The sequence below is a fragment of the Aquimarina sp. KJ22-3 genome (assembly GCF_055808215.1).
In genome coordinates this window covers 4,983,970-5,009,343 of sequence record NZ_CM147859.1, presented here as the reverse complement: position 1 = coordinate 5,009,343, position 25,374 = coordinate 4,983,970, and the positions used below count along the sequence as shown (strand labels likewise).

At 35.2% G+C, this 25,374-nt stretch carries 27 protein-coding genes and 1 tRNA gene; 7 read left to right on the top strand and 21 right to left on the bottom strand.

The window, feature by feature from the left end:
* From AC0L3Q_RS23015 to AC0L3Q_RS22985, 7 genes are all read left to right on the top strand, one after another.
* Nucleotides 1-303 (top strand): hypothetical protein, encoded by a 303-nt coding sequence (locus tag AC0L3Q_RS23015; protein ID WP_473283300.1) that lies wholly within the window; start codon nucleotides 1-3, stop codon nucleotides 301-303.
* Between the two features lie 24 nt (nucleotides 304-327).
* Complete coding sequence (locus AC0L3Q_RS23010; RefSeq protein ID WP_473283299.1) at nucleotides 328-963, top strand: hypothetical protein; 636 nt, start codon at nucleotides 328-330, stop codon at nucleotides 961-963.
* Nucleotides 964-984: 21 nt separating this feature from the next.
* Nucleotides 985-3,219 (top strand): TOMM precursor leader peptide-binding protein, encoded by a 2,235-nt coding sequence (locus AC0L3Q_RS23005; protein WP_473283298.1) that lies wholly within the window; start codon nucleotides 985-987, stop codon nucleotides 3,217-3,219.
* Between the two features lie 18 nt (nucleotides 3,220-3,237).
* Nucleotides 3,238-3,552, top strand: a complete 315-nt coding sequence (locus AC0L3Q_RS23000; protein WP_473283296.1) for a hypothetical protein — start codon at nucleotides 3,238-3,240, stop codon at nucleotides 3,550-3,552.
* Nucleotides 3,537-4,523, top strand: a complete 987-nt coding sequence (locus tag AC0L3Q_RS22995; RefSeq protein WP_473283294.1) for a hypothetical protein — start codon at nucleotides 3,537-3,539, stop codon at nucleotides 4,521-4,523. The genes AC0L3Q_RS23000 and AC0L3Q_RS22995 overlap by 16 nt, the downstream gene beginning before the upstream one ends.
* A gap of 1,243 nt (nucleotides 4,524-5,766) precedes the next feature.
* Entirely contained in the window at nucleotides 5,767-6,216 is a 450-nt protein-coding gene (locus tag AC0L3Q_RS22990; protein WP_473283292.1) for a hypothetical protein, read from the top strand.
* 379 nt (nucleotides 6,217-6,595) lie between these two features.
* Nucleotides 6,596-7,354: a LytR/AlgR family response regulator transcription factor gene (locus tag AC0L3Q_RS22985; protein WP_473283291.1), complete on the top strand. Its 759-nt coding sequence runs from the start codon at nucleotides 6,596-6,598 to the stop codon at nucleotides 7,352-7,354.
* Nucleotides 7,355-7,481: 127 nt separating this feature from the next.
* Here AC0L3Q_RS22985 and AC0L3Q_RS22980 read toward each other — a convergent pair whose 3' ends face one another.
* The 21 genes from AC0L3Q_RS22980 to AC0L3Q_RS22880 form a co-directional block, all read right to left on the bottom strand.
* Nucleotides 7,482-8,312 carry a hypothetical protein gene (locus tag AC0L3Q_RS22980; RefSeq protein WP_473283289.1) on the bottom strand — a complete coding sequence of 277 codons (831 nt, stop codon included), beginning with the start codon at nucleotides 8,310-8,312 and terminating at the stop codon, nucleotides 7,482-7,484.
* A 165-nt stretch (nucleotides 8,313-8,477) separates the two neighbouring features.
* A complete protein-coding gene (locus tag AC0L3Q_RS22975; RefSeq protein ID WP_473283287.1) occupies nucleotides 8,478-9,254 on the bottom strand; it encodes a hypothetical protein in 777 nt (258 codons plus the stop codon).
* 135 nt (nucleotides 9,255-9,389) lie between these two features.
* A complete protein-coding gene (locus AC0L3Q_RS22970; protein WP_473283285.1) occupies nucleotides 9,390-10,139 on the bottom strand; it encodes a hypothetical protein in 750 nt (249 codons plus the stop codon).
* Between the two features lie 66 nt (nucleotides 10,140-10,205).
* Nucleotides 10,206-11,006 (bottom strand): hypothetical protein, encoded by an 801-nt coding sequence (locus tag AC0L3Q_RS22965; protein WP_473283283.1) that lies wholly within the window; start codon nucleotides 11,004-11,006, stop codon nucleotides 10,206-10,208.
* Between the two features lie 47 nt (nucleotides 11,007-11,053).
* Nucleotides 11,054-11,809 carry a hypothetical protein gene (locus AC0L3Q_RS22960; RefSeq protein ID WP_473283281.1) on the bottom strand — a complete coding sequence of 252 codons (756 nt, stop codon included), beginning with the start codon at nucleotides 11,807-11,809 and terminating at the stop codon, nucleotides 11,054-11,056.
* 338 nt (nucleotides 11,810-12,147) lie between these two features.
* The gene (locus AC0L3Q_RS22955) at nucleotides 12,148-12,477 is read right to left on the bottom strand and encodes a PH domain-containing protein (RefSeq protein WP_473283279.1); all 330 of its coding nucleotides are present in this window, start codon (nucleotides 12,475-12,477) and stop codon (nucleotides 12,148-12,150) included.
* Nucleotides 12,478-12,508: 31 nt separating this feature from the next.
* Nucleotides 12,509-13,135, bottom strand: coding sequence for a hypothetical protein (locus AC0L3Q_RS22950; RefSeq protein ID WP_473283278.1), 627 nt, complete (start codon nucleotides 13,133-13,135; stop codon nucleotides 12,509-12,511).
* Nucleotides 13,136-13,303: 168 nt separating this feature from the next.
* Nucleotides 13,304-13,624 carry a hypothetical protein gene (locus AC0L3Q_RS22945; RefSeq protein WP_139242030.1) on the bottom strand — a complete coding sequence of 107 codons (321 nt, stop codon included), beginning with the start codon at nucleotides 13,622-13,624 and terminating at the stop codon, nucleotides 13,304-13,306.
* A 102-nt stretch (nucleotides 13,625-13,726) separates the two neighbouring features.
* A complete protein-coding gene (locus AC0L3Q_RS22940) occupies nucleotides 13,727-14,008 on the bottom strand; it encodes a hypothetical protein (protein WP_073318049.1) in 282 nt (93 codons plus the stop codon).
* 20 nt (nucleotides 14,009-14,028) lie between these two features.
* The gene (locus AC0L3Q_RS22935) at nucleotides 14,029-14,910 is read right to left on the bottom strand and encodes a hypothetical protein (protein WP_073318047.1); all 882 of its coding nucleotides are present in this window, start codon (nucleotides 14,908-14,910) and stop codon (nucleotides 14,029-14,031) included.
* A 70-nt stretch (nucleotides 14,911-14,980) separates the two neighbouring features.
* Complete coding sequence (locus AC0L3Q_RS22930) at nucleotides 14,981-15,514, bottom strand: hypothetical protein (protein ID WP_473283276.1); 534 nt, start codon at nucleotides 15,512-15,514, stop codon at nucleotides 14,981-14,983.
* A gap of 31 nt (nucleotides 15,515-15,545) precedes the next feature.
* Nucleotides 15,546-16,091 carry a hypothetical protein gene (locus AC0L3Q_RS22925; RefSeq protein ID WP_473283274.1) on the bottom strand — a complete coding sequence of 182 codons (546 nt, stop codon included), beginning with the start codon at nucleotides 16,089-16,091 and terminating at the stop codon, nucleotides 15,546-15,548.
* A gap of 28 nt (nucleotides 16,092-16,119) precedes the next feature.
* Nucleotides 16,120-16,683, bottom strand: coding sequence for a hypothetical protein (locus AC0L3Q_RS22920; protein WP_473283272.1), 564 nt, complete (start codon nucleotides 16,681-16,683; stop codon nucleotides 16,120-16,122).
* 31 nt (nucleotides 16,684-16,714) lie between these two features.
* Nucleotides 16,715-17,317, bottom strand: a complete 603-nt coding sequence (locus AC0L3Q_RS22915; RefSeq protein ID WP_473283270.1) for a hypothetical protein — start codon at nucleotides 17,315-17,317, stop codon at nucleotides 16,715-16,717.
* 34 nt (nucleotides 17,318-17,351) lie between these two features.
* Nucleotides 17,352-17,846: a hypothetical protein gene (locus AC0L3Q_RS22910; RefSeq protein ID WP_473283268.1), complete on the bottom strand. Its 495-nt coding sequence runs from the start codon at nucleotides 17,844-17,846 to the stop codon at nucleotides 17,352-17,354.
* Nucleotides 17,847-17,864: 18 nt separating this feature from the next.
* Nucleotides 17,865-18,707 (bottom strand): DUF4138 domain-containing protein, encoded by an 843-nt coding sequence (locus AC0L3Q_RS22905; RefSeq protein ID WP_473283266.1) that lies wholly within the window; start codon nucleotides 18,705-18,707, stop codon nucleotides 17,865-17,867.
* 46 nt (nucleotides 18,708-18,753) lie between these two features.
* A complete protein-coding gene (locus AC0L3Q_RS22900; RefSeq protein WP_473283264.1) occupies nucleotides 18,754-21,090 on the bottom strand; it encodes a TraG family conjugative transposon ATPase in 2,337 nt (778 codons plus the stop codon).
* Nucleotide 21,091: 1 nt separating this feature from the next.
* Nucleotides 21,092-22,345 (bottom strand): conjugative transposon protein TraM, encoded by a 1,254-nt coding sequence (gene traM / locus AC0L3Q_RS22895; protein WP_473283262.1) that lies wholly within the window; start codon nucleotides 22,343-22,345, stop codon nucleotides 21,092-21,094.
* Nucleotides 22,346-22,357: 12 nt separating this feature from the next.
* Nucleotides 22,358-22,894 carry a M23 family metallopeptidase gene (locus AC0L3Q_RS22890; RefSeq protein ID WP_473283260.1) on the bottom strand — a complete coding sequence of 179 codons (537 nt, stop codon included), beginning with the start codon at nucleotides 22,892-22,894 and terminating at the stop codon, nucleotides 22,358-22,360.
* 20 nt (nucleotides 22,895-22,914) lie between these two features.
* A complete protein-coding gene (locus AC0L3Q_RS22885; protein WP_473283259.1) occupies nucleotides 22,915-24,867 on the bottom strand; it encodes a type IV secretory system conjugative DNA transfer family protein in 1,953 nt (650 codons plus the stop codon).
* A 367-nt stretch (nucleotides 24,868-25,234) separates the two neighbouring features.
* A tRNA-Leu gene (locus AC0L3Q_RS22880) sits at nucleotides 25,235-25,316 on the bottom strand.
* Between the last annotated feature and the right edge of the window lie 58 nt (nucleotides 25,317-25,374).

Below are 25,374 nucleotides of genomic sequence, written 5' to 3'. Positions count from 1 at the left end.
TTGAGTAATCTGAAATTGTATGATCAAGCGATAGAAAGAGCTAAAAACGCTATAAAATGGTGTGAGGATAGTGATGAAAAAGCATTCTTGTCTTCATTATACCATATGCTCGCAAACGCACAATGTGCTAAACAAGAAAAAATATCAGATACCGAAGTTGAACTCTTTGAAACTGCAATAGAAATTGCCAAAAAACAAGGTGCCGGAATCCTTGAACTACATGCATGTAATGCATATAAAAGTTGGGTTAAAGATCAACAAAAAGAAGAAATTATATCCAAACGGATAGAATCATTGAACTAAGTATTCACATCTAAATAATTAAAAATGGAAAACTCTAAAACTGATCAATTACAAAGTATTATTAATAAGGCAGAACCTGCAGTATCAAAAAAAATTGCATGGGGAGATGACCAGGAAAAGATCTTTGAGATTTGTAGAAAATACTACGAATTATGTCTAGCCTGCGCCAAGGATAGTGACCTGTACGATGCGTTCACAAATCCTAAAAAGACGATCGCTTTTCTAACTGATGGGAAATTACACGACCAGAGTAAATATGTGTTTTATTTTGATGATGAAGAAAAAATACCTTTTGAAGGTGTAGGTATGACGCTTCCAAAGCAAGGATTAGAAATCGTTTTGGATCATCACACTGCCTGGCCTACATTATTGGTAACGCCAAAGGAAAAAATAGCGGATGACGATCATCAAAAAATTATCACAGTAAAGGAGTCTCCTATGGTTGTAGAAAAAGTAGTTTTAAGCGATAGAGGAGAAAGCCAAACTATTGCAAAAGTGAATAAGGATAAACCTACTGCATCTATGAATTTGGGAATTAAAGATTTGGATAATTACAATCAAACATTAGTGATGCCAAATTACATACCTAATACGGATATGCTTTTGACAATTAAAGCTAATGAAAAAGCAGATGCAGAAATCATCATGACTTGCTGCTAAATAGTAATCATTATAGAATTTATGATTGATAACCCTAGGTTAAAATCTAATCTTAATATCACAAAAATTGATCAGAAATTACTTCATGTAATTTCTGATCATGATATTATTACCTTATCTGATCCATTAGAAATAGATGTTTTAGAAGAAATAGGAAAGGGTAAATTTTCTACCCAAGAACTTGCTCAAAACTTTTTGGAGCGGTCAGATTTCATTTCAATTTTTAAAATTATATCCTCTTTTGAGTGGAAAGGATTTATCAGAGAAGGTGATTCCTCTTTTTCAAGTGAACAAACAGCGTATTGGGAGCAATTGGGCTTTGATGTAGAAAGGCTAAAAAGAGTATTGTCAGAAAAATCAATTCAAATCCATACTGTAGGAAACGTTGATGATACTGTTTTAAAAAACATCTGCGTCGAAACAGGAATACGAATTGGTAAGGATCCATCTTCAATTACTATTGTAATAACGGATGATTACAGTCATAACTCCTTAAAAGAACTCAACAAGAAGTTTATAAAAGAGAAAAAAACATGGTTAATGGTTCAACCCACAGGTGTTGAAACTATGATAGGACCAATTTTTGTTCCAGGTCAAACAGCATGTTGGGAATGCTTGCATCATAGGTTGATGATTAACCAACCGTTTAAACAGTTTTATAAATCAACAGGGTATAACGAGGAGCGTCAAATACGTCCTGAACACCCTATTTCTAATCGTATTACCAGTAATATGGTAGCTATGGAAATCATACAATGGTTATACAAAGAAAAAAATCATAAATTGGAAGGAAAAATTGTTTCGTTTGACACAAAAACGATGCAAAGTACACTCCACACAGTTACCAAAAGACCACAATGTCACGTATGTGGTGATGAACATATCTTTAAGAAAAAGACAGCTTCCATTACTATAGATGCTACGACAACTATTAGCAATACTTTGGGAGGTTATAGAACCGTTCCAGCCGAAGAAACATTTAAAAAATACAAGCATCACATAAGTAATATCACAGGAGTAGTGCCCAAGGTATCACCATACCATAAAAAGGAAGGTGCGCCTATATTCAATTTTGCTTCTGGTCGTAACAGAGCATTACAAAGCACTTCATTATTTTGGCTCAACCATCATTTGAGAAGTGGAAATGGAGGTAAAGGAAAAAATAGTAGTCAAGCAAAAACAGGAGCACTTTGCGAAGCTATCGAACGTTACAGTTTGATGTATCATGGTGATGAATATAGCTTTACTGCCTCTTATGAAGATTTACAAGATGCTATTTTACCAAATGAATGCATGAATTTTAGTGAAGCGCAATTTGAGAACAGAGAAGAAATTAACAAGAATACTTCCAAGTTTTATGCATATGTTCCACAGCCCTTTGATGGTAAAGAAAAAATGGAATGGACATCATTTTATTCTTTGACCCATCAAAAATATAAACACTTACCTTCTTGTTTTAGTTATTCTCAATATCCGGCAGAAGACGAAAACAAACTGTACTCGTATCCAGACTCTAATGGTTGTGCTGCAGGGAATACTATAAAAGAAGCTATTTTACAAGGTTTTCTAGAACTGGTAGAAAGAGATGCTGCCGCTATTTGGTGGTATAATCGAATTAGAAGGCCCGAGGTAGATTTGTCGACTACAAAAAATCCTTATCTGCAAACGGTAAGCGAGTATTACAGATCTTTAGGCCGTACCATTTATGTTTTGGATATTACTTCTGACCTTAATATACCCACGTTTGTGGCAATTTCATCCTTGATTAATGCTGAGAAAGGTGATATCATTTATGCATTTGGAACACATGTAGATGCTAATATTGCCATAGAGAGAGCGGTAATAGAGTTAAATCAATTATTACCCATTGTTCAATCAGAAACCTATCTTACAAAGGACCCTGTTTTTATAGATTGGTTGAATACAGCAACTTTAGAAACAGATCAATATTTAAAACCAACCACAACTCAAAAGAAGAATCTTCAGACAGATTACCCTGCCTTGTGCAATCCAGATTTAGAAAGCGCATTAGATTTTTGTATTCAAACGGCAAAAAGAAATGATCTGGAAGTACTGTTTCTTGATTTGACAAAAGGGGATGTAGGTTTGCCTGTTGTAAAAGTAATAGCGCCGGGGCTGCGTCACTTCTGGAGAAGGACGGGACCAGGGAGACTATATGATGTACCCATTAAAATGGGGTGGTTAGACAATAAATTGTCTGAAAGCCAACTCAATCCTAAAAGTATCTTTATTTAATCAACAACAACACATCTTATGATATTCAAATCATTCAACAATAAAACTTTTAAAAATACCCCATATTACGACAGATTACCAGAAGGAGAGCGAGAGGTCTTCGACATTTTATCCACTGTTTTTCATTTTAAGGCAAATAATTATGTTTTAGAACACCTGATTAACTGGGATGAGGTTCCAGAAGACCCTATTTATAAATTGATTTTCCCAAGAAAGGAAATGTTAAGTGCTTTTGATTTTGAGCACCTAAAACAATTGTTTCAATTGGGTATGGATGCAAAAACCAGGAATAGTTTTGTACAAGCCGTCAGAAAAAAATGCATCCTGAAGTAAAGCATGCCGATACTGGGTATCCCGAAATGGATGGAAAAATTATTACGGGGGCTTATAGAAATTTTCCAACGATATTAAATCTGTTTCCTGATCCTATGGTAAAGACTTGCCATGCGTATTGCTCTTATTGCTTCAGATGGGTGGCGTTTGATAATGTAGAAGCTCAAAAAAAGACTGCGTATAGAGATCCATACGATCCAATACCTTATTTAAAAGCTAATCCAGAAATTACAGATGTGTTATTTACTGGTGCAGATCCATTGGTGTTAACAGCATCAAAAATTAAAGAGTATATCGATCCTGTTTTGGAAATAGAATCGGTACAAGTCATTCGTTTTAATTCTAAGGCATTAGCCTGGTGGCCATACCGATTTACTACCGATAAAGATGCTAAACCACTATTAGAACTCTTTGAATACATTCAATCCAAAGGCAAACATTTGAACTTTTGTGCGCACTTTACTCATGCAAGAGAGTTAGAAAATGATGTGGTAAAAGAAGCTATCCAACGTATACGACAGACAGGAGCTGTGATACGTTGTCAAGGACCTCTGGTAAAAGGTATTAATGATACTCCAGAGGATCTTATTGCGCTATGGAAACATCAAATAGCGAATGGTTTAGTGCCTTACTATCTGTTTGTAGAAGCAGATCATAATCCAGAATCGTGTTTTAGGGTACCTCTTGCAGAAGCACTTCGTGTTTTTCAGGAAGCTCAAAAGGAAACTAGTGGTCTGGCAAGAACAGTAAGAGGTCCGGTTTTTATGAATGACCTTAATCGAGTATTGTTGGATGGAGTAACCGAGCTTAACGGAGAAAAGTATTTTGTGCTTAAAAGTCTTCAATCTCCTCCCGAAACTGATGGAGAAGGAAAAATTAAATTGATTCCATACAACGAGCATACCAAGAGTGCCGGTGATCTGTTTGAGTTATTCAAAGAAGAAAAGGTGTCGTTAGCGCAAATGCATTAGTGACTTAGAGAGTTTCTAAAAATAAAATAGATATCAAAGAGCAGTAAATCAAGTGATTACTGCTCTTTTGTTTTGTGATGAAATATGATGAAATATTATTTTTTGCTAGCCCCACATATATTTGTCTTGTCAAACTAATTAAACGTATTAAAGAATAAAGCAGCATCAGATCAATCAATAATTCAGGGAGAACATAGGGAGAAATGATTTGATGCTAAATGAATGTCAAGAGGACGATGTTAGATGGCCAAGCTGTAGGATCAGGGGGTAGATTCTACAGCTTTTTTTATAGTATTTTGGGAAGGTGAAATAAGCGGTGAAATATGATGAAATATTATTTTTTGCTAGCCCCACATATATTTGTCTTGTCAAACTAATTAAACGTATTAAAGAATAAAGTCGCATCAGATCAATCTATAATTAGGGAGAACATAGGGAGAAATGATTTGATGTGTGATGAGAGTTAAGAAGACGATGTTAGATGACTAAGCTGTAGGGTCAGGGGGTAGATTCTACAGCTTTTTTTGTAGTGTTTGAGGATGATGAATTAAGTAATGAAATATGATGAAATATTATTTTTTACTAGCCTCACATATATTTGTCTTGTCAAACTAATTAAACGTATTAAAGAATAAAGTTGCATCAGATCAATCTATAATTAGGGAGAACATAGGGAGAAATGATTTGATGTACAATGAGTGTTAAGATGACGATGTTAGATGACTAAGCTGTAGGATCAGGGGGTAGATGCTACAGCTTTTTTTATAGCATTTTGGGGAGGTGAAAAAAGCAGTGAAATATGATGAAATATTATTTTCTGAGTGATCGAGATATATTTGTTTCATCAAACAATAACAATTAAAAAAACATCTTTTAAAATGATAACTCAAGACACACAAAACTCATATAGAAAAAGTATAGTGTTCGGGATATTGAAGGTGTTTTTTGTGTTTACAAAATAAAATTAGCCAACATTAAAAAGAAAGTTATATCAAATCAATGAGCAAGGGAAAATTGCAGGAAAACAAAATGATTTGATATTCGTAAAGCCAAGTTTACAATCTAACATAATTGTGCTGTAGAATCTGGGGGGTATGGTTCTACAGCCCTTGGCATTTAAGGTAATTTCCAAAATCAGTTAAGCTTCTAATGAAATACAATGAAATAGTTCTAGCCCCTATTATTCTATAATTTTATTCCATAATTAATTTACTACTTCATTATTAATTTAAAATTGAAAAGTATGTCGTGTCCTATTATCAATACAAGAACGCAAATAGTCAAATTGGGAAGTGGACTATTTGGGAAACGTATAAAAACAACATTACAGTTGGTACAACGTGGAGAGAATTGTTATGATATCCATTACTCAAGTCAGTTTAATAAAATGAAGACTGGGAAAATTGAAAACATGGAGATCCCGGTTAATAGCTACATTACTGCACAACTTAATGATGATCCCGATATAAGGATTGAAGTGTATAATTGTAGTACAGTAAATAAACATATTGCTATACACATAAAAATATGTGCAGACTTGGGAGCTTTTGGCAATAGAACGATTTATGATCAGGTTTTGGATAGCTACATCATACCGTCAAAAAATAAGACTATCGAACCGGGAAACATTTCCAAATATGTAACGAAAATTAGAAAACAACTAGGTTATACCCTGGTAGATCCATATTTGTAGGTTGTAAATAAGAATAAAATAGAAGTAGATTTAGGTGGGAATACGTATTTCATATTAAGATTTCTGAAACTACATTTGATACATAATCTTAAAACTACTCTATAGATGAAAAATTACTTTTTTACCAACGATCTTATTGAAAAACTTTGGGGCTTAAACAAAATGAATCATAATATTACCCAAATACTATTTCAGATTTTTAAAATACATCCCAAATTAATAATGGTTAAATCAACGAAGTAAAACACTTTCGTACTAGATGTAAATTCAATCGTCAAAATTCCCTTTTCGTGAATACCTACTAGCACTATTTATATTGATGAATAAGGTAGATTGAATAGAATTAAAATCATTACAAATTGTTGATTAAAAATATATTATGAATAAGTTAGATGTATTAGAAGCAATTATTATTGAAGATGATTCCTGTCAGGTAGAGTTACTGAAACAGGTAATACGAAGAAATTGCCCGAATGTGGCGGTAAAGACGGTTGCAAAATGTAAGAAAGGAGCTCTTAAAATCCTTAAGCAAGGTAAATTCGACATTATCTTTTTGGATGTTAATTTGGGAGGTGATTGCGCTTTCGAATTATTTGAACATTTTCCTGAGCATCTGAAAGAAAAGGAATTAATAGTTATTTCTTCAGAAAAAGACTATGCATTAGAAGCGTTTAGCTACGCAGCAACAGATTATATACTAAAACCAATTGTTGCCGAGGATGTAATTAAGGCAGTCGAAAAAGCACAGTCTAATTTAGAACTTAAAAGGTCTTACACAAGAAAAGATGAAAAACCTGTCGCAGCAGATCCATTAAAAATTATAGCTATCTCTTGTCTCAACGAGGTAAAGATTATTAAGGTAGATGAGATTTTATATTTAAAATCAGATGGAAATTACACGGTTTTTCACACCAGTAATGGGGAGATGATCTTATCGAGTAAGAACCTGGGTAGCTACGAAAATTTACTACAGCACAACAACTTTTTTAGAACACATCATTCTTATTTGGTGAACATGAATTTTGTATCCAATGTACAGAAAAAGGATGGGGTATATTTAGAAATTGTGGATCAGCAGTTTTTGCCGGTATCAAAAAGAAGAATAGATTCCTTTTATCAATACTTAAGGATAAAGTAAACGCTGTTTTTTCTGTGAAATAAGGATCAAAAACCTTGTATAAAGGAGTTTCGTTTATCGACGAGTTCTTTATACAAGGTTTTAAGGTTTTGGGATGCATGTTGTTTGTATCATATAGGGTGTTAGATTAGACGCTAAATCTTCTGTTTATCTTTTTTGGTTGATCAAGTTTACGATTATTCTTTTGCTGACTTTTCTGTTTATACTTATCTCTAATAGGGCTGTTTTTTTGATTTAAAGGTTGGCAAAAAGCAGCTCTCATTCTTGGTTCATACTGGTGGCTTTTTTCTTGTTTCTCCTTTTTGTTTTCAATAACGCTATGGCTTCGTTTTTTGTTTTTACGTTGTGCTTTTAATGGATTTGGGGGTATTTCAGGCTGTTGCTTGATATTTTTCTGCTTTTCTACTTCTTTATTTGGGTCAGGTTTTTGTACAATGTTTTCTTCTTTCTTCTGGTTAGCATCTTCTTTTTGATGCTTTTCTTTTAAGGGTTCTTTTTGGTTTTGTTCTTGGATCTTAACCGCTTTTTCTTTCTTCTCGGCTTCTAACCGGTGCATCACATTTTCGGTAGTCATTTGTACCACCGGCTGCAAATGCTCTGGTACATCTTTAAAAGATGCTTCGAGCACTTCATCTAGTTGAGCTTTGCTTGGATCTGGGTGTTTCTCTACAAAGGCTATGATGTTTTTTTCAATTTGTTCTATCACCGATGCTAATTCAACTTCAGATTCAATCTCTTCAGAAGTATCGTCTTTTGGGAAGTGTTTTTTATAAAGTTTTCTAGCTGTATAAGGAGATTTGATGATTTGAAAAGAGAGTTTCAAAGCATCCATAATTAAACGTAAAGCAAGTTGTGCTTCCTGAGGCATAGCGTCTATGGCTTCCTCAAAGCTGATACGTTTGTTTTTTTCTTTCTCTTCCTGACCTTCTTTTTGTTGTTGTTTCTTGTCTTTGGACATGTTATTTCCTTTTTGAAGTTATTCTGATTTTTTTGAAGTTTGGAAGTATTCATATTTGAAATATCAAAACGAATACCTCCACTTCAACCAACCAAAATGAAATCATGTGCAACATGAATCCTTCGGTTTTATCACATTTTTTTGAATATCCAAGGCGGATACCACCTACAGTTGTACTGTCTTCTTGTTATCTTTGCTCTGTTTTGGATCATTCTTCGACTGTGCACTCTGCAATTGAGATTTTTGAGAATCACTTAGTTGACTTGATAAATTTACAGGCTTGCTCATCTCCTTAAGATTCGGTTTTTCGTTTACCTTCTCTTTTTCTATTTTATCTTTTTGTAATGCTGTTTTCTCTATTTCTATTAGATCCTTGCATCTTTTCTCCCTTGCTTCATACTTTAGTTTGTTACCAGGCTTTTTCTTTACATATTTTTTGGTTACCTGTTCAATGGTCGTACTTAATTCATCTAATTTTTTTTCAAAATCAGGAGTGTCCTTATATTCTTTTATTTTGTCTTGTACATATTGATCAAGATATTTTGGCTTAATATCCTTACAGGATCCGATCGATTCAGCAAGTTTTACTATGGTTTCAAGATCATTAGGGTCTACTTTTATGTGTGGATTACGACTCCTATGAAAGTGAGTGCCCTGCTTTACATTCTGGTCATATTCAAAAGATCTCAACTCATTTAGTTTGGTCTCTTCGTTATATACCATTTCATTTTTAAATTCATAAGAATCACTTGTTCTTACTTCTTCTTTACCAATATTGAATTTGTTCTTATGATCTTGTGTGATGTGTCCATAGGTAATATCACCATTATCATGGTTGATTTGAAAATACACAGATGGATTTTTATCAATATCTCCGGTATATGCTACGATGTTTTCTGGTTTATAAAGTTCGTTTCCGTAGTCTTTTCCTATTTTTGGCATTGTACTCGTTTTTTGAAGTTACTATTTATTGATGGTGAAGTTCGGAAGTATCCATAGATATAAACTCAAATGAATACCTCCTCTTCAACCAACCAAAATGAAATCATGTTGAACATGAAAACCTTGGTTTTATTCCTATACTTTAAGTGGTTTTTTTGTTTTCTGACTTTTGTTTTGACTACTAGAACTATCTAGTTGTGCTTTTTGATCACTACTAAGCTTAGCCGATTTATTTAAAGGCTCGCTAAAGTTTAATTTTGGTTTGTCTTTTTGGCTCTGTTTGTTAATGTTGTCCTGAACCTTTTCAAACTCTTCTATTAAATCGTCTTCAAAAGCTTCCAGTTCGTTTTCGAGACGAACAATCGTCTTCGGTTTATGTCTGCGAATCTCTTGTAACTGATGATTGATCTCTTTTATTTCGTCTTTTAATTCGATTAATTGATTCTGCTGATTTTTAAGATCTTCTTGCTGGATGAATTCTAATTGCTCTTGTACATAATCTTTAGTATACATTTTCTTGATACCGGGATTATTCTCAATAGCTTTGGCCAGTTTGTCCTTGATCTTGTGATCATTCGGTAATACTTTTTTATGTGGATTTCTACTGGTATGAAATGATTTACCATTTACATATTCTTTGGATACCAAATCTTCACCAACTACTTCGTTAACCAATTTATAGGTTTTGTTAGTACTGATTTTTTCCTTTCCAATATTTACTTTATCGTATTTATGAGCCTGAGTGATATGTCCATAAGTGATATCTCCGTTACTGTGTTCTTTTTGGAAGTAAACCGTAGGGTTGTCATCAATATTTCCTGTGTAGGCTACAATATTGTCTTTGGTGTAAAAATCTTCTTCGTAATTTTTTCTTTTGTCTGGCATGATATTTAAATTTTAAAGGTTATTACTTAATTTGATTGTATGTAATGTGTTAGAATTGTTGAGGAGTTATCTCTTAAAACTGAAACTTCTCTTTTTCTTGTTATTATTAGATTTTTGATTGTCTTTTGATGCGTTATTTGATTTTTCTTTAGGTTTTTTGTCTTTGTTTTGTGCCCTGGAAAAAGAGGAAAGAGACCATTTTCTGCCAGGTTTTGAAGCTTTCTTTTCTTTTTTCGAGTTTTTGGATGCTTCCAGAGCGGCTTTTTGTTCTTTTCGTACTTCAACTAACTTGAAGTATTCATTTCCTACTTTTCCTTTTAATTCGCTTTTCATTTGAAGCAAATCCTTGGTGTGCTCAGGATAGGTGTCAACATATTGATCCATGATTTCTTCAAGCTCATGGTTAAGATCGGCCAATTGCTCTATTTGATCTCCAATCTTAGGTTCCTGTTTGATAAAATCCATTTGTTCCTGGATATAATCACGGGTATACATTTTTTTGCAGCCCTTGTGCTTTGTGATAGATTGTGCGAGCTCGTCCCTTATCAGATTATCGTTGGGACCTACTTTGGTATGAGGGCCTCGACTGGGGTGAATGATTTCTTTGTTTACTCTTTCAACAGAAATGTATTCGTTGTCGATAGTTTCGTTTTCCAGAGTATAGGTAGGATCAGACTCAACCATTTCCCTTCCAATATTAATTTTATCACGTTCATGAGTCTGAGTAATATGTCCAAATTTGATATTCCCATCCTCCATGATTTGTTTGAAATATACCGTTGGATTGTTGGTAAGATCCCCGGTATAGGCTACAATATTTTCAGGCTTATAAAAGTCACTTTCATATTCTAATCTTTCATTCGGCATGTTTTCTGTTTTTTAATAATTAATACTCATTTGTTCTTTTGATACCCTCAAATGGTCATTCTTCTTTGTTTAATTTGATTGTTTTTTTGGCTGTTTTTATTCAGTTTGGTGTTTGTCTTAACCTGTTGCGAATCTTTGGGTTTATTAGCTGCATTTATGGGTTGATCCATACCTGCAAAGCGAGACTTTTCGTTTTGTTGCTGTTCCTGGATTTCTTCTCGAATTGCATTATATTGCTCCTCAATCATTTCTTGTAGAGTTTCTTTCACCTCTTCTAGATCATCAGCACTTTTGGGATAGGCTTCTTTCATTTGAGCGGTTATCTCATCAACTTCATCATATAGATCTGCCAATTGATCTAGTTGTTCCTCCAGATCCTCATCATCAATGAAATCGAGCTGTTCTGTAACATAATCGCTAACATTCATTTTTTTGATACCTGGATAATCATCAATGGCTTCGGCCAATATATTTCTTACATCTTCGTCTTCTGGAGCTACTAATTTGTGTTCACTACGGCTTTCATGAAAGCATTTCCCGTCAACATACTCTCTGGATACCAAACCCTCATCCTCAGACCATTCATTAACTAGTTTATAAGTTGCGTTTGTTTGTATTGCCTCTCTTCCTATATTGAATTTATCGTACTGATGATCCTGAGTGATATGTCCATATGTTTTTTGACCATCTTTTCCGTACTGTACGAAATAAACAGTAGGATTGTCATGTAAATCACCCGTATAGGCTACAATGTTTTCCTTTGAATAAAGATCATCTGCGTAATTTTTTCTTCTCTTCGGCATAATGCTTTGTTTTATGATTAATACTAATTTTTAGCTGTTGCATAGAAATTAGGATAGGGGGAGTCTCTCCTAAAAAAGTATACTAACTTCAAGGGTTTTTCATTTGTGAATAGCAATTGCTATTTTAAGGAGCAACGATGCCTGGATCTACACAAAAATCAGGGATAAGGCAATAATGGCTTTGCTCAAGAATATTTCTAGTTCATGTACCGATAACAGGGAGTAATTTGATTCAACGTATCAATTAAAGTCTAGTTCTCTTACCCGTTTAAGGTCTCTTCTAATATCAATGGCAATACGCAATTGTTCTTTTAGGTTTTTTCCTCCTTTTATGGCTTTCAGAACAAATGTTGGACTGGAGTGGTCTGCAGTGACCAGAACAATATTGGATAAGCCGAAAATTCTGAGAAAAAAGGTTGTTCAAACGTAAGGTCTTTTACTCTGTATAGTTCTATTTCGTTAGTGGTTTTAGAGAAGATCCCTCGTTCTTCAATAATGCGTTGATCGGTTACTAGCAACTTATGAAGTTTTGTGTCATAATATTTCCATAAGGCAAGTATCAACCCCAATCCAAAAGCTGCGGTTAATGGTATACAACAAAGGTAAAACATGAAGTTTATCCATTGCGAGGGAACTCCTGCCCATAATTTTTTTCTTCCATACTTCAATTTTTAACCTTAATTGATTAGTGTTTTTTGTCTATTTCTTGGATTCAATAGGCTTTAGATCCAAATGATAGTTTTCTATAAGCAGTCCATGTGGATTCTTATCGGTTCTGGAAACATTGTGTAAAACAAATTTGGCTCTTAGCTCATTTATCGACTCTGTCTTTTGATCTGTTCTCAATACTCTTAATTTTCCGTAGAATATTCCCTGATAAGGCTTAACCTGATCATTCACTTGTATAGAATCTATAATGAGTTTTTGTTTCAGATTTTCGGTAGATATCTTGGCAAAATGTCCATTTGCATCTAGCGTTTTATAGAGTTGTTTCCCTGAGGTTCCTGCAAGGTATAATGCCTTGTCAATGTTTCTTTTGTAATTGAACTCATCTATCTCCCAAAATGCAGTGTGAAACATCCTCACATGATTAAGAATTTCGGGCTTTCTATACGCGTCTATTTCGCTTACATTCACGCCTTGCATTAAGGCTGCTTTTCCGTCTTTGGTAAGTACATAGGCCGTATCTCTAATACTCTGTGTTGTAAAAAATGCCCAAGTAAGACTACCCAAAGAAACTAACGTAGAAATGATGAGTCCAAAGAGTAGCGATTTTTTTGCCAACGCAAAACTAGCTGGAATATCCTTTAGTGATTTTAAATCCATTGTGTTTTCTTTTTAAGTTGAAGAATGTGTGCCGAGCTCAAGGACATGGTTTATCCCGGCCGATAACCTCCCTGGGCTCAGCTATACATTCTTTACAGCGACATTGAAGGTCTTTTAATAAGACATTTTAGTGGCTGTTGATTATTAAAATTTCAGTGTGTTAATTAATTATGGGGTAGTCGTTGCTGTTGCGTCTGGTAAGAAAATATTTGCTATCAAAGCAACTAATCCAAATATCGCTAAACCGATAATAAATCGAATAAAGTTTCTTTGTGCTTGTTCATTACCTTGCATGTATTGAACGAAGATTAAGAAACCTCCGGCGAAAGAGAAGATCCCTACTACTGCATTAAGAATGGTTTTAATGTCTTCTCCCCAAGATGCTAGCTTGGTGTTTACATCGTCTGTCTGGGCAAATAATGGTGCTATGTTAATGGCGATTAACAATACCGTTAGCCATAGTTTTGAATGTTTAATTTCAAGTTTCATGTTGTTTAATTTTAAATTTTTAATATTAAATTTTGAAGTTTTCATTTTGTTGTTTGGTTAAAGTTTGACAATTATTTTATTCGTTATTTTTATAATTCTTGATTACTTGTTTTTGACCATCGATCTGATTTGCTGATCGATCCTAATACACTTTGTACTTGAGTTGTATTTTAATAAAGTGGTTAACTCTCCTTTTTGCGGGAATTTCTTATTTACATAGACATACATAGCGCCAATGGCAAGAAATATGAGTGATAACAAAAAGGACTTGAATATGGTAAATACAAATAGGAGTATAGAAGCTACTATGATGACAATAGTCTGAAGGTCATACCCAGCTATTACTGGTTTTTTTTCTAATACTTTTGGTGTTTTATATTCCATGATAATTTGTTTTTTAATGATTATTTCCCTCTTAATTTTTTATACATCGCCATGGCAGGTACAGTCATAAAACTGGCTGTAAAATTGCTTCCAGAGTCACTACCAGCACTCACCAAAATGTTCGCATATTTCGGAACTCTAAGTACCGCAATGATCATCACCACTTGTAAACATATTGACATGAGTATCTGGGTAAAACCTCCCGATGCAGTATTATTATGAACTAATATCAAAATGGTCTTGAGAATGGTAAGAATAGGGATCCATAACAGGACAGCTAAAAAACCGAAAAACCATTTTTTCAATACATCTTGATTGCCTGGGATTAAAGCTAATGGTAAGGCAAATACCCCGATGACAAAATAAATAGCTTTGTATATAATCTGCCTAAGCATGATATATCCTGCAACTACAGATGCAATAAAAAAGATGATAAGGTGTAGTAGTTCTAAGAACGGATTGATTTGTAGCACATCATAAACACCATCACCACTCCCGTCGGCATTACTATCCTGGATATGCGTGATACTTCCATTGTAACTATCTTCGAATTCTTTGGCGTCACCCACTTTGGTTACATAATGAGCCGCATTTTCGGTCACATCGGCTATAATATCTGTAGGGCTAAACAAAAGAAGCTCTACGAGTGGTTTATACAGTACTAAGGCTACTAAGATTAAGATGGGCCTAACCAGAGTATATGGGTCCAAATTCCCTGATGGGTTGGCAAAATAAGTGATTACTTTAGATCCTACTAAGATGATCATTAGTACGGCAGCTAAGCCATAAGCATAATCTATGATTTGATCTATATATTGGTATAACCCAAATAGGTTTTTATCTCCAACATTCCCTTCAAAAATAGCAGTCTGTAGACTGTTTATAATATCTGTTAAATCCATTTTTTTGTTTTTTGTTTATTCCCAATACGACATGATTATTATTCCAGAGTCCTCTAAATAGGATTGTGTTCTACTTTGCCAGGATCCTGGAAACCCCCATTAGATTTAATACGTCTTTATCTATCTGATGTACTTTTTCTCTAACTCTCATCATCCGAATCAATAATTTTAAGAAGGCGGTGTAGTTATATCCAGTTCCTCCGCTAAGGAGCAAACCGCTTGAAATAACTTCTAACTCAGACTTTAATTTTTTATAGTATTCTTCTTGTTTTTCTAGATCAGCTTCATGGCGTTTGAGTCCATGCATGATGCCAAAGGTGGCGTACTTTCTAGTCTTTATATTTGATTTTACTTTGTCTATTTTAATACTTAAACTGTTGGACATGATATACACCGCTCCGTACACAGGAGAAGTTTTAAGATTACCCGTAACTCTTCTGTTTTTTGCATAAGTAGTTTCTTTGGTTTTTAGGTTTCTAACCTGTCTGCGTTGATCCTTCTTATTGTCTAATTCGACTCCTAGAAGCCCTGCAATAACTCCTTTTTCTGCAGCAACGACTACATCGGCTATAGATGAGGAGTGCGTTTGTGATTGAATGCTCATACCCCAGCACAAACAGATGATTGTAACTATGCTAATATTCTTCATTGTGTAAAGTGATATTTAGTACGTTTTCTATGGTTGAGAGTATGAGATAAATACGTTCTCCTTCAGGAATTGGATTATCGGGATTTACATAGTTTTCAATCCTCTTCTTTTCCCTATTTAGTTTGGTGCTATATCTTCTTCTTATGATAAGATTTCTAAAAGTATCTCCCGGATTTAGATTGAGTACAGGGTACTTCGTATGTATATATCCCATACTGTCATAAACATTATTACTAAAGGTTGTCCCATTTGCGAACCTTGCTATACTTCCTTTAGCTCTTAACTCAAACAAACGATTTAATGTTTTTAGTTCATCGTACTGTTCTTTATACACCCTGCTAAGCCCCAGGATGAAAGGAGTATTTGCAGTTAGTTTACCGGTTAACTTATGATTTTCGCTATTGATACTTTTATATCGACTCTGAGAAAGGTTATCCGTCCAGCTTACATTTACGGTATGTGTAATAACCGCTTGTGACTTTGCCGAAAAGCTTAGCATAGCAAACAGTACATATATCAAAATTCTTTTCATGTCTTAGTTCTTTAATTCAGTGTCAGCGTTATTTTCGTCTTGTAATAAAATCAGTCAGTGCACTTTGTTCTACACTATCCTCAATCATATCGAGAAGTCGATGAATATTGAAAATAGATTCCATCGCATTTTGATATAGATTGAGCCTGTCTCCATATAGAATAATCAGCGAATTATTGTTGTCGAGTTCTCTTTGCAGATTATCGATCATTTGCTTTGCAGTCGCCAGGTTCTTGGTGTTTCTCTTTTTCTTGGTGTAATTAAAGAAAGCCATGGTGCTATTTCTATTGGTTAGCGTATTGTATCGTTTTCTAGCATTAGACATTTCCTCATCCAACTTGTCATTAACATAAAGAGCACCTGCCGCAGTAGGACCTGTTAGGTAAGCAAGTCGTTCATAGTATTTGTTTCTGTAATTGTTAATCTCAGAAGTTAATTTCTTCTCTTCAGATAGTAATGATCTGTATAAGTAATAGGCGCCAACAGAACCTCCCATAGATCCTGGATCTGTTAGGAAAGGGTATTCCTGTGCAGAAATGGTTAACCCTTTCAAAAGACAGATCACTATCGTTATTTTTTGTATAGCTTTCATTGCTGCTATGATTTGTTGATTACATTGATATTTAGAGTACGATGTTTGCTACCTTTAATGTTCCGGATAGCTCAGAGAAAGTAGCATAGTTAATCACCACTAATCCAAGGGCAGAAAAGAATAGAATCCTTCTGGCATCTTTATCGTATTTTGAAAACTCCTTTATGAGTTCACTTCGCAGTTGATAAATCTCTTGACGCTTAGAGGATTTAATTTTCGATTTATCTAAATACATTAAGGCAAGAAGAATAGCTCTGTCTTTAGAGAGATTCTCAAAGTATTCTCTCTTTGTTCTTGTCATATACGGTAATACAGCATATTTAGATACAGTAGTACTGGCCAAAGAGGATACGATTGAAGCAGCTAGAGATGCTCCATCCTTTTCTTCGTAGTTATGTTTTCGCTTGTAGTTTTCGTCCAACATTTTTTCCATATTCCTATTGGATTGTGAGAGTAAAGAATTCTGGTATTCCATGATACCGTTTCTCGCTCCTACAGTGACTCCAAGCTCTACTAACTTTTGACGTGTTTTCTTGTCGTTATTGTTGAAATGTGTATGTACATGAACAAATTGTCCGAAACATGTTTGACTAATAAATAGTAGTCCGATGATTAATTTTAGTGTCCCTTTCATGATATTGTATTTTTGTTTTTTAATCCCCTGCGTGTTAGCTTTTGGATAATAATCGATACAGAATTTTCCGCTCTGCTTCCCGTTTCATTGCTTCAAGCTCTTTATAGATGGTATTGGTGATACTCACATACTTCTCTTCAATTTGCTCCATAACCCCTACGTTTACCCTATTTTTGGTGGTAGTCAATAAGAGGTACAGTACCCTTTTGTGAGCGTATATCAGATAGTTTTTTTTATTGTTGCAGGCACCTCTTGATTTAAACCCTATGTATCCATTACAGATATCATTATAATCATCATATTTGATAGTGATTCCTGGAGTAAAAAAATAGCGCTCTTTTGCAGCCATAATCGTTGCGGTGGGTGCTACAGTACTGGTGTAGGCTGTAGTGGTTTTTGTCATTTGACGACCCCATTCTCTTACCTTATTTCTTTCGGTTCCTCTCATGAACATTCCTGGGAAATCCAGATATTGAGCCGATGAGGTCATAGTGATAAAAAGACTTCCTATTACAATAAGTGCTCTCATTTTTTTGCTTTCAAGTTTTTAGATAATCTTTGGGCGTAATAATCGCTCTCTCGGGATATCGATACTTACTGATCTACCGCCATTTTCTTCAAAAATGTCTATCGCCAGTTTCTCGTTTTCATTCAACATGAACTTGTTAAACAGTAAGGTTACCGATTGTTCACCATGGCCTATGATTTCAAAATTATCGGTACAGGTAAAGATTGGAGAAATAACACGTTCCTGGTATAGATAATCCTTGCTCATTCGTTTACGTAGCTTGGTTCTAAACAGTATATTGTCGATATCGAAATCTAGTGTAGATTCGTTTTTTAACGCTATGCGAATGGCGATTTTCTCTTCGATGTAGTATATTCCTGCAACCTCTATTCTCAAATCCCCTTTTTTACCATCTTTAATGTTCATGATATTTCGGCTATGCCTTGCCAATTGAGTGCATAGCGATTCAAACTGATCTTCTTTTTCTTTTTCTTCCTCCTCTTCTTTTTTAAAGACAGATACTAAATGATCTGAGGCTTTAACTTTATAAGTCACAGACGGAGCAAAACGATCATATCCCAATGCGATGGAATAGTAACCTCCATCATCAGTGATCACGGTAAGGTTAGAGAGTTGGCTTCGGCTATCGATAAGTTCTTCTCCTATATGCTTTAACCGAATCATTTGTGGCAAAGTGTCTGCAACAAAATATGGAGATCCTATATCTACATACTTGATTTTTTTATCAAATAACAGATGTGTTGTTTTTACGTCAGAGACTAACAAAGTATCTTGTTTGTTGATAGGTACCAGGTTATCCTGACCGTGAATTAAGCAGTGATTTGCTATAATCGTTAGTAGTATTAAAAAAATGCGTTTCATAATTGGTTGTCTTTTATGCTGTTCGTTTAAACTGTTTATTATCTTTCTACAAATTCTCGTAATGCCAATTGCATATTTTTTTCTTGTTGTAGACATCGTATATGAATTTGTTTTCATCTGCGTTAGAGGAGTAGCAAGCATATCGCTCTGGTGATACGGTTACTTTGTATACATTGGATACACTACCCACTTTGATAAAAACTTCTCTTTTGTCCGTAGAGAATAGTTTTTCAAGATCAGACTCACTGAAGGATAGATATTGTGCAAACTTATCCTTGGTGGCCATCTTCTTTTTATGAGAAAGAAGGATCATCGTATCTGTATTGTTAATCATGGCAGGCCCTGCAGGCGTGTCCAAAATATCTTCTACATCTTGTGTTGCAATAGCTACCTCTCCGTAAAATTTCCTTACCGTCTTGTATAGGTATTTGATGAATTGCGCCATTTCTCCCTTAGAAATAGGTTTCCAGCACTCGTCTATAAATATGGATTTCTTGATCTCAGGGATTTTTCTGATTTTTCCCATTACTACATCTATACATAACATCGTCACCAGTGGGAATAAAACGGGATGATCTTTGATGTTGTCCATCTCAAATACTATAAATCGTTCTTGTACCAAATCGATCTGATCTTTGGAATTTAGGATTTGACTGTATTTCCCATCATGAAAGTCTCTTAGTGACAACTGAAAACTCGTTTTGTCAAAGTATTTTTCCTCGTTATCCATTACCGAATGTTGGTCTACAAACTCGTAGAAAGAAGACATACAAGGAAACTTGTCTTTATTAGATTCAAAACTTTCGTAGTAAGCGTCCAGGTACAACCCGATGATTTGTTTTTCTTCTCTCATATGCGGATCATCACCTTTCCACAAAAACAAGATCAGAGAAGTTAGGAATACCTTTTTTTCGTTGTCTATTTCACTTAAGCTCTGGAAATAAAAAGGATTAAACTGTAGTGGCATATCCAAGTCATAGGCAAAATATTGACCGTTTACGAGTTGACACAATTTCTTGTAGGAGTTACCGATATCGATCATTACGATATGATGCCCTTGCTCATAGTACTGGCTGGCGATATGATTGATCAGGAATGATTTTCCTGTACCCGAAGGACCAAAGATGAGTCGATTACGATTTACGATAAGTCCTCTTTTTAGCGGCTCATCCCATAAATCCAATCGTACAGGAGCCCCATTTTTACGGTCGGTTAATAAAATTCCGTTGGTATTTCCTTCATAATAGCTCTCGAAATTCAGGAATACTGGGGTTTGCTCAGAAATCCCGATGAATTTGTAGTTTTCTGGAATGTAAACTGAAGCACCAGGAGCATTATTAATGTATAAATCTTTTAAGGCGTATTTTATTTGGTATGGAGTAATCCCTAATTCTTTAAAAGAATTCTCTAACTGGTTTTTATGATTTTCTAGTTTTTCTTCAGAAGTGTCCCAAAGAATGATATTGAAATGTTGGTTTACGAATTTCAACTCTTTCTCAATCACCGTACTTACCAATTCGTCAATTTGATCATAGGTAACTTCATTTTCTTTGGATAAAATGGCTAAACTTTTAAACTGATTGAGTTTGGTTTTTAATTTTGAAAAAATACTGTCAGAGCTACTGATGTAGATCACCTGATTATAAATATGATTGCATTCTAATCCCAAACATACTGGTTGTATAAACGGAATCTGAAAATTTGTCTTTTGCGTAGAGAAATCGATATTCTTTTTTGTCGTCTCTATGGTAAGCGGTAATTGATCGTATGAAGTTATGGCATACATTTCTCCTACTTTATTCCCTACCTGAAGCTTTTTGTCAAAGAAGATATCTTGCAATGCTTGATTCCCTTTTGGAGATAAGGAAAAATACTTTCCGATAACCTCCAGCATACAATCGGTTTTCATCTTTTCGACTTCAAAAAATTCTTCTTTGATCAAGAAAGAAATACTGGTAGTCACTGTTTTTAGAAAAGTATCTACTTCTTCCATATACTTCTCGTATTGTTTTGGACTACTAGTGATACTCATTTTCTTTTTAGAATCCTTGGTGATAAACAAGTAACACTCATGACTTAGTGTGGGTTTCTCATAGAAAAACTTATTATCACTTCGGGATAGCATGTGCTCTCCTTTTGCAATAGCTTCTTTTACGGTATCAACAAAGAAGTAATCTTGTTTTTGAATGATCGTATCTTCTGGTAAGGACCTGATGATTTTGTCAAATAGTTGATTGATCCTTTCGATAGCAGCCATATCCAGAGAATATATTTGTGGTAGTTTTAGCCTGTACCCAACGCTGATATCTCCCTTTTTGGATACGATTAGATCGTTCTCTACAGCATATATCGGAAATACGGTATTTAGTGTGTCGTTCTTCATGTTACTGGGTGTTAATGTTAAACCATAAGTGATATTTCTTGGGCATATACACTGTTCTTTTATCGAATATCTCCGTGCTTATTTCTTTGGCAGCAGATAGGATCGCGATGTCTTTTGCCTCATCCAGATTAATGCTGTTGTTTCCTCCTAATGCTGCGGCTTGAGTTCCTCTTTGGTAAGCATAATCATATACATCGTTAGCTACCTTGGAAGGAATTTTGGGCCAGGTTCGATTGCCTAAATGAATTCCCTCTCGTCCATCGTAATCGTAGAGACTAAAATCCAATAGGTAAAGTTTATCATGGGCCTTGTAGCTATTGATGTCGATCATTAATCTATTCGTAGAAAGATTAACTTTCCCATAAACTACCGACCCTTTTGGAATGTATAAGGCGGGTTCTTTTAATCGTACATCTTTCTTGGTTCTTATCGCTATTGTACTTCCATTCACCAATACCCCATGGTCTACAGTTTCTGCGGGTACTAATCCTACGATTTTATCATCCCCTCTGGCAGATCCCGCTCCCTGAAAGTGATTTTTTGCGGTAAACTTATCTTTAATAGCATTCGACATTCGTTCACTTGCCATTTGAGCAGTTTTGGCAATATCTTCTGGGTTAGTTCCACCAACTCCGGTTCCCAGACCAGTTTGGCCATTTTCAAATTTCATCTCCATAGAAGGTTGTCCGTGAGCAGCAGCAACTTGGTTATACGAATCCACAAAAGCACTTAGATTTTCTTCAGGATTATCGGATTGTGCAGCCATTCTGGATTGCTCCATAAGTTGATCTTGCAAAGCCATTATTCTTTGCAATTCTTCGTCTATATAAACCTCTTCAACTTCTTGAGTATTCCGAGATTTTGTTGCTTGATTATAAGCCGGATTAGCAGCGCTAGCATAAGCATCGTTTTGATATAATTTTTGTTGTTGTTCTAATTCTTGTGGATTCAGGGAATCTTCCATTCCTCTGATGATTGATTCTTCTACGTAAACTTGTTTCTCAGCATCTTCTACATCACTAAGGTTTTTTACTACCTTGTTGAGTCCAAAAATGGATTTGTCCTTTTCGTAGTTTTGAATTTTTGAAGTTCTCTTAATTTTTTTGTCATCAACCTTTGGCGTCAAAATATTGATTTTGGCTTCCGATTTATCTGACTCACCAGATGGCATGATAGCTACTTTTATGAAAACACCTATCAGCGCCATAAAGGCTACAAATACAACTGTCGCTATTATTTTTTTGTTTTTGTCCATTTTTGTTTTTTATTAATTCATTGCGATTTCCTTATCCTCTTTTTTGATCCAGCTTCTCCAAACTAGCAGTGGGTCTACTCTTTTCCCCTTAAGCCATATTTCATAGTGCAGGTGTGGGCCGGTTACTCTTCCGGTGTCTCCAACCAAACCGATAAGTTGCCCTTGTTTTATAGTATCCCCTTTCTTTACCGTTTTAATCCATAGGTGACCATATAGTGTTTTGATCTCTTCGCCGTGAGCTAGTAGAATTCGATTTCCATAACCTTTTACGAAATCAGCCTTTTCTACGGTTCCGTTAGCAGCGGCAAATACAGGTTTTCCCTTTGTGGCTACCAGATCGATGCCTTGATGTAATCTGTTTTCTTTAAGAATTGGATGGTTTCGAAATCCATATGGGGAAGAAACGGTTACAAAATCATTCTTATCTAATGGGAAATAAACCGGAATGTTCTCATACTTTTTTATTGTAGCGGTTTGTGCGGCCATCGTAGCTACGCAGAACATGAGTAGCAATAGGCAAACACCATATGTTGCTTTACAATTTTTCATCTTTTTTCTCCTTTGTTTTTTTATGCAGTTTCAGATACAGTATTGGTTTCGTTTTCCTGAGCAAACTCAATATTGTATAGTTCGGTGGCGACGAGGATATCAATCTCTTCCACGATTCTGTTGAAGTTGCCATCCATTAAACTATCCACGTCATCATCTTCATCCAATACTTTTGGAATGGCTGTTTTTATGGCGTCTGTACGTTTATCTATTTGTATTTTCCCTCTGAATATTTTTCGATTAATCTCTTCTCCAAAGTTGTCGGCCACTATACCTACAAACTCTCCTTGGGATAATTGCGAAAGCGTAGCCACTGGCATTACATATTCCAGGTTTTCGCTAATGCTATAAGAGGTAGCACTGGTATCTACAGATACACTTTTCATTTTTTGCTTTTTCTTACCAAATACTTCTTGTAGTTTGGTAGCTGTTTCGCTTCTAACCGATCCACTAAAAATGTTTCCTACAATATTGAAGATGGTTTCGGCGATTTTATCTCCATAGTCTCTTTTTAACTGCTCTAGATCTTGCATCCCAATAGTCGTAGATATTTTGTTGGATCTTGCCGTTGCAATCAAGTTGTCTAATCCCATAAAATACATGGTTGGCAACTCATCAATGATCACAGAACAGGGTTGTCTATTTTGCTGATTGATCTTTTTTAATATCTGTGTAGCAATCAGACCTAAGGCTGGCGAATTTGTGGTTTGTGTAGCTGGCGAATTCGCCAGAATCATGATCGATGGTTCCTTGGGATTGTTGATTTCTAAAGGGACATTTAGCTCCGGGTAAACATTATTACCCATTACCCAGAATAATTCTTTGGTGGCTAGTTGTGATAGCGGAATTCTGGCAGATGCGGTTTGTCCGGATAACTGCTCAAATGCTTCTTTTTCGAGCGCGTCAGCAAACGGTGTCATAAAGAATTTAAGCTCTTTATACTCTCCAAATATTTTGAAGACCTTTTCATCTGGACAAGCAGCTAATGTTATGGCATGTGGTAGTGTGCAGTATTTACCATCCTCATATATCTTTAAGAAATAGATACAAGAAGCGAAGTAAGAGATTGCGGATTGTGCAAAGAAATCCTTTTGAGTAATCCACTCTTTGTTGAGGTTGTATAATACAGTTTGTGCTGCCTCAATCGCATCTGCCGCTTTATTGATCAAATCGGGACTGATCGGGTTTACGAAGTTAGAACGTTCGATATCATCCAGTGAGATAACACTGAAATCGGGTTCTATGTCATATTGTTCTTTATAGTATTGGAAAAAAGCATAGGTTTCTTTGGCTAATGATGGGAATTTGAAATCGTATACCAGCATGGTGAATTTCTTTTGAATATGCTGTCTGATGTATTCTTCTATGACAGAATATGATTTCCCCGAACCCGGAGTTCCCAATACCATGGTGGCTCTAAAAGGATTCACCACGTTTACCACTCCGTTACTTGTCTTAAAGTTTACCGAATACGGGTTCTCCATTACATCTTTTTCTTGCTTGAAGATGAGGTTCTTCTCATTAAACTCATCCTTTTGGCCATAGAAATCAAAATGCCTCCGGAAATTGATAAATCCCCAAATAAACGCTACAAAAGAAACAACCGTAAGTCCTAAGTTTAGGAAAATTGGAGTGGGTATTGAAGGGGTTAAAACAAATACGATAACCCCAACTGCGAGACCAATAATATAATATTTGATCTGATGATTGCCTTCTGGTTTCTTTTTGACTTGAAATCCTAGTGAAGCGAAGGCGAATAATAAAATACAAACGAACCTTGTAAATACAGAAGATTGTAAAACAGGTACCTTACTATAAATACTAATCAAAATATTATTTAGGTAACTATTCACTAATCCTTTGTCTACAAAGAAATCCAGATAACTACCATAAATATCAGCCGAAAGCATCGCCAAACACACTACGAAAGCAAAGATGATGATGATGTCTATGGATAGTTTGCCGTCTTTCATGATGTAATATTATTATATTAGTTGTCAGTGTTTTACGGTGTAAAATTAATCCAGATGTGTGGGTCTAGGTAGTGAAAATGAGTAAGTGTCCGATTGAGTTGATAAGTGGTTTATTATAATCTATAAATGTATTTTTGAGATAAAATGGTGGATAGATATTCTTTAAGAAAGCAACCAAATAAGGAAAGCCGAATCCGTTGATTCGGCTTTCCTATTGCAGTGTAGTCAGAGAGACTTTCTTCGGCTCGTACCTCGTGTCACTCTGAGCAAAGTCGAAGCGCTCAGGATAAACTTCTCATCTCTCCTCAGTAGTATTTAACTTTTAGGTATAAAAAAAGCTTCCCATTTCTGAGAAGCTTTTCTTCGGTGCGGGCGGAGAGACTCGAACTCTCACACCTCGCGGCACTAGATCCTAAGTCTAGCGTGTCTACCAATTCCACCACGCCCGCATTTTTAATTTTGTACCCCTTAGGACTCGGTACAAAAAGTCTCACTTTTATTAGTAAG

What these genes read in the sequence shown, in the direction of transcription:
- AC0L3Q_RS22905 (WP_473283266.1), bottom strand. Translation starts at nt 18,707, where the DNA reads ATGAAACGCATTTTTTTAATACTACTAACGATTATAGCAAATCACTGC.
- AC0L3Q_RS22950 (WP_473283278.1), bottom strand. Translation starts at nt 13,135, where the DNA reads ATGGATTTAAAATCACTAAAGGATATTCCAGCTAGTTTTGCGTTGGCA.
- AC0L3Q_RS22940 (WP_073318049.1), bottom strand. Translation starts at nt 14,008, where the DNA reads ATGGAATATAAAACACCAAAAGTATTAGAAAAAAAACCAGTAATAGCT.
- AC0L3Q_RS23005 (WP_473283298.1), top strand. Translation starts at nt 985, where the DNA reads ATGATTGATAACCCTAGGTTAAAATCTAATCTTAATATCACAAAAATT.
- AC0L3Q_RS22935 (WP_073318047.1), bottom strand. Translation starts at nt 14,910, where the DNA reads ATGGATTTAACAGATATTATAAACAGTCTACAGACTGCTATTTTTGAA.
- AC0L3Q_RS22890 (WP_473283260.1), bottom strand. Translation starts at nt 22,894, where the DNA reads ATGAAAAATTGTAAAGCAACATATGGTGTTTGCCTATTGCTACTCATG.
- AC0L3Q_RS22920 (WP_473283272.1), bottom strand. Translation starts at nt 16,683, where the DNA reads ATGAAAGCTATACAAAAAATAACGATAGTGATCTGTCTTTTGAAAGGG.
- AC0L3Q_RS22925 (WP_473283274.1), bottom strand. Translation starts at nt 16,091, where the DNA reads ATGAAAAGAATTTTGATATATGTACTGTTTGCTATGCTAAGCTTTTCG.
- AC0L3Q_RS22915 (WP_473283270.1), bottom strand. Translation starts at nt 17,317, where the DNA reads ATGAAAGGGACACTAAAATTAATCATCGGACTACTATTTATTAGTCAA.
- AC0L3Q_RS22995 (WP_473283294.1), top strand. Translation starts at nt 3,537, where the DNA reads ATGCATCCTGAAGTAAAGCATGCCGATACTGGGTATCCCGAAATGGAT.
- AC0L3Q_RS22930 (WP_473283276.1), bottom strand. Translation starts at nt 15,514, where the DNA reads ATGAGCATTCAATCACAAACGCACTCCTCATCTATAGCCGATGTAGTC.
- AC0L3Q_RS22885 (WP_473283259.1), bottom strand. Translation starts at nt 24,867, where the DNA reads ATGAAAGACGGCAAACTATCCATAGACATCATCATCATCTTTGCTTTC.
- AC0L3Q_RS22965 (WP_473283283.1), bottom strand. Translation starts at nt 11,006, where the DNA reads ATGCCGAATGAAAGATTAGAATATGAAAGTGACTTTTATAAGCCTGAA.
- AC0L3Q_RS23010 (WP_473283299.1), top strand. Translation starts at nt 328, where the DNA reads ATGGAAAACTCTAAAACTGATCAATTACAAAGTATTATTAATAAGGCA.
- AC0L3Q_RS22985 (WP_473283291.1), top strand. Translation starts at nt 6,596, where the DNA reads ATGAATAAGTTAGATGTATTAGAAGCAATTATTATTGAAGATGATTCC.
- AC0L3Q_RS23000 (WP_473283296.1), top strand. Translation starts at nt 3,238, where the DNA reads ATGATATTCAAATCATTCAACAATAAAACTTTTAAAAATACCCCATAT.
- traM (WP_473283262.1), bottom strand. Translation starts at nt 22,345, where the DNA reads ATGGACAAAAACAAAAAAATAATAGCGACAGTTGTATTTGTAGCCTTT.
- AC0L3Q_RS22975 (WP_473283287.1), bottom strand. Translation starts at nt 9,254, where the DNA reads ATGCCAAAAATAGGAAAAGACTACGGAAACGAACTTTATAAACCAGAA.
- AC0L3Q_RS22980 (WP_473283289.1), bottom strand. Translation starts at nt 8,312, where the DNA reads ATGTCCAAAGACAAGAAACAACAACAAAAAGAAGGTCAGGAAGAGAAA.
- AC0L3Q_RS22970 (WP_473283285.1), bottom strand. Translation starts at nt 10,139, where the DNA reads ATGCCAGACAAAAGAAAAAATTACGAAGAAGATTTTTACACCAAAGAC.
- AC0L3Q_RS22945 (WP_139242030.1), bottom strand. Translation starts at nt 13,624, where the DNA reads ATGAAACTTGAAATTAAACATTCAAAACTATGGCTAACGGTATTGTTA.
- AC0L3Q_RS22900 (WP_473283264.1), bottom strand. Translation starts at nt 21,090, where the DNA reads ATGAAGAACGACACACTAAATACCGTATTTCCGATATATGCTGTAGAG.
- AC0L3Q_RS22910 (WP_473283268.1), bottom strand. Translation starts at nt 17,846, where the DNA reads ATGAGAGCACTTATTGTAATAGGAAGTCTTTTTATCACTATGACCTCA.
- AC0L3Q_RS22960 (WP_473283281.1), bottom strand. Translation starts at nt 11,809, where the DNA reads ATGCCGAAGAGAAGAAAAAATTACGCAGATGATCTTTATTCAAAGGAA.
- AC0L3Q_RS22990 (WP_473283292.1), top strand. Translation starts at nt 5,767, where the DNA reads ATGTCGTGTCCTATTATCAATACAAGAACGCAAATAGTCAAATTGGGA.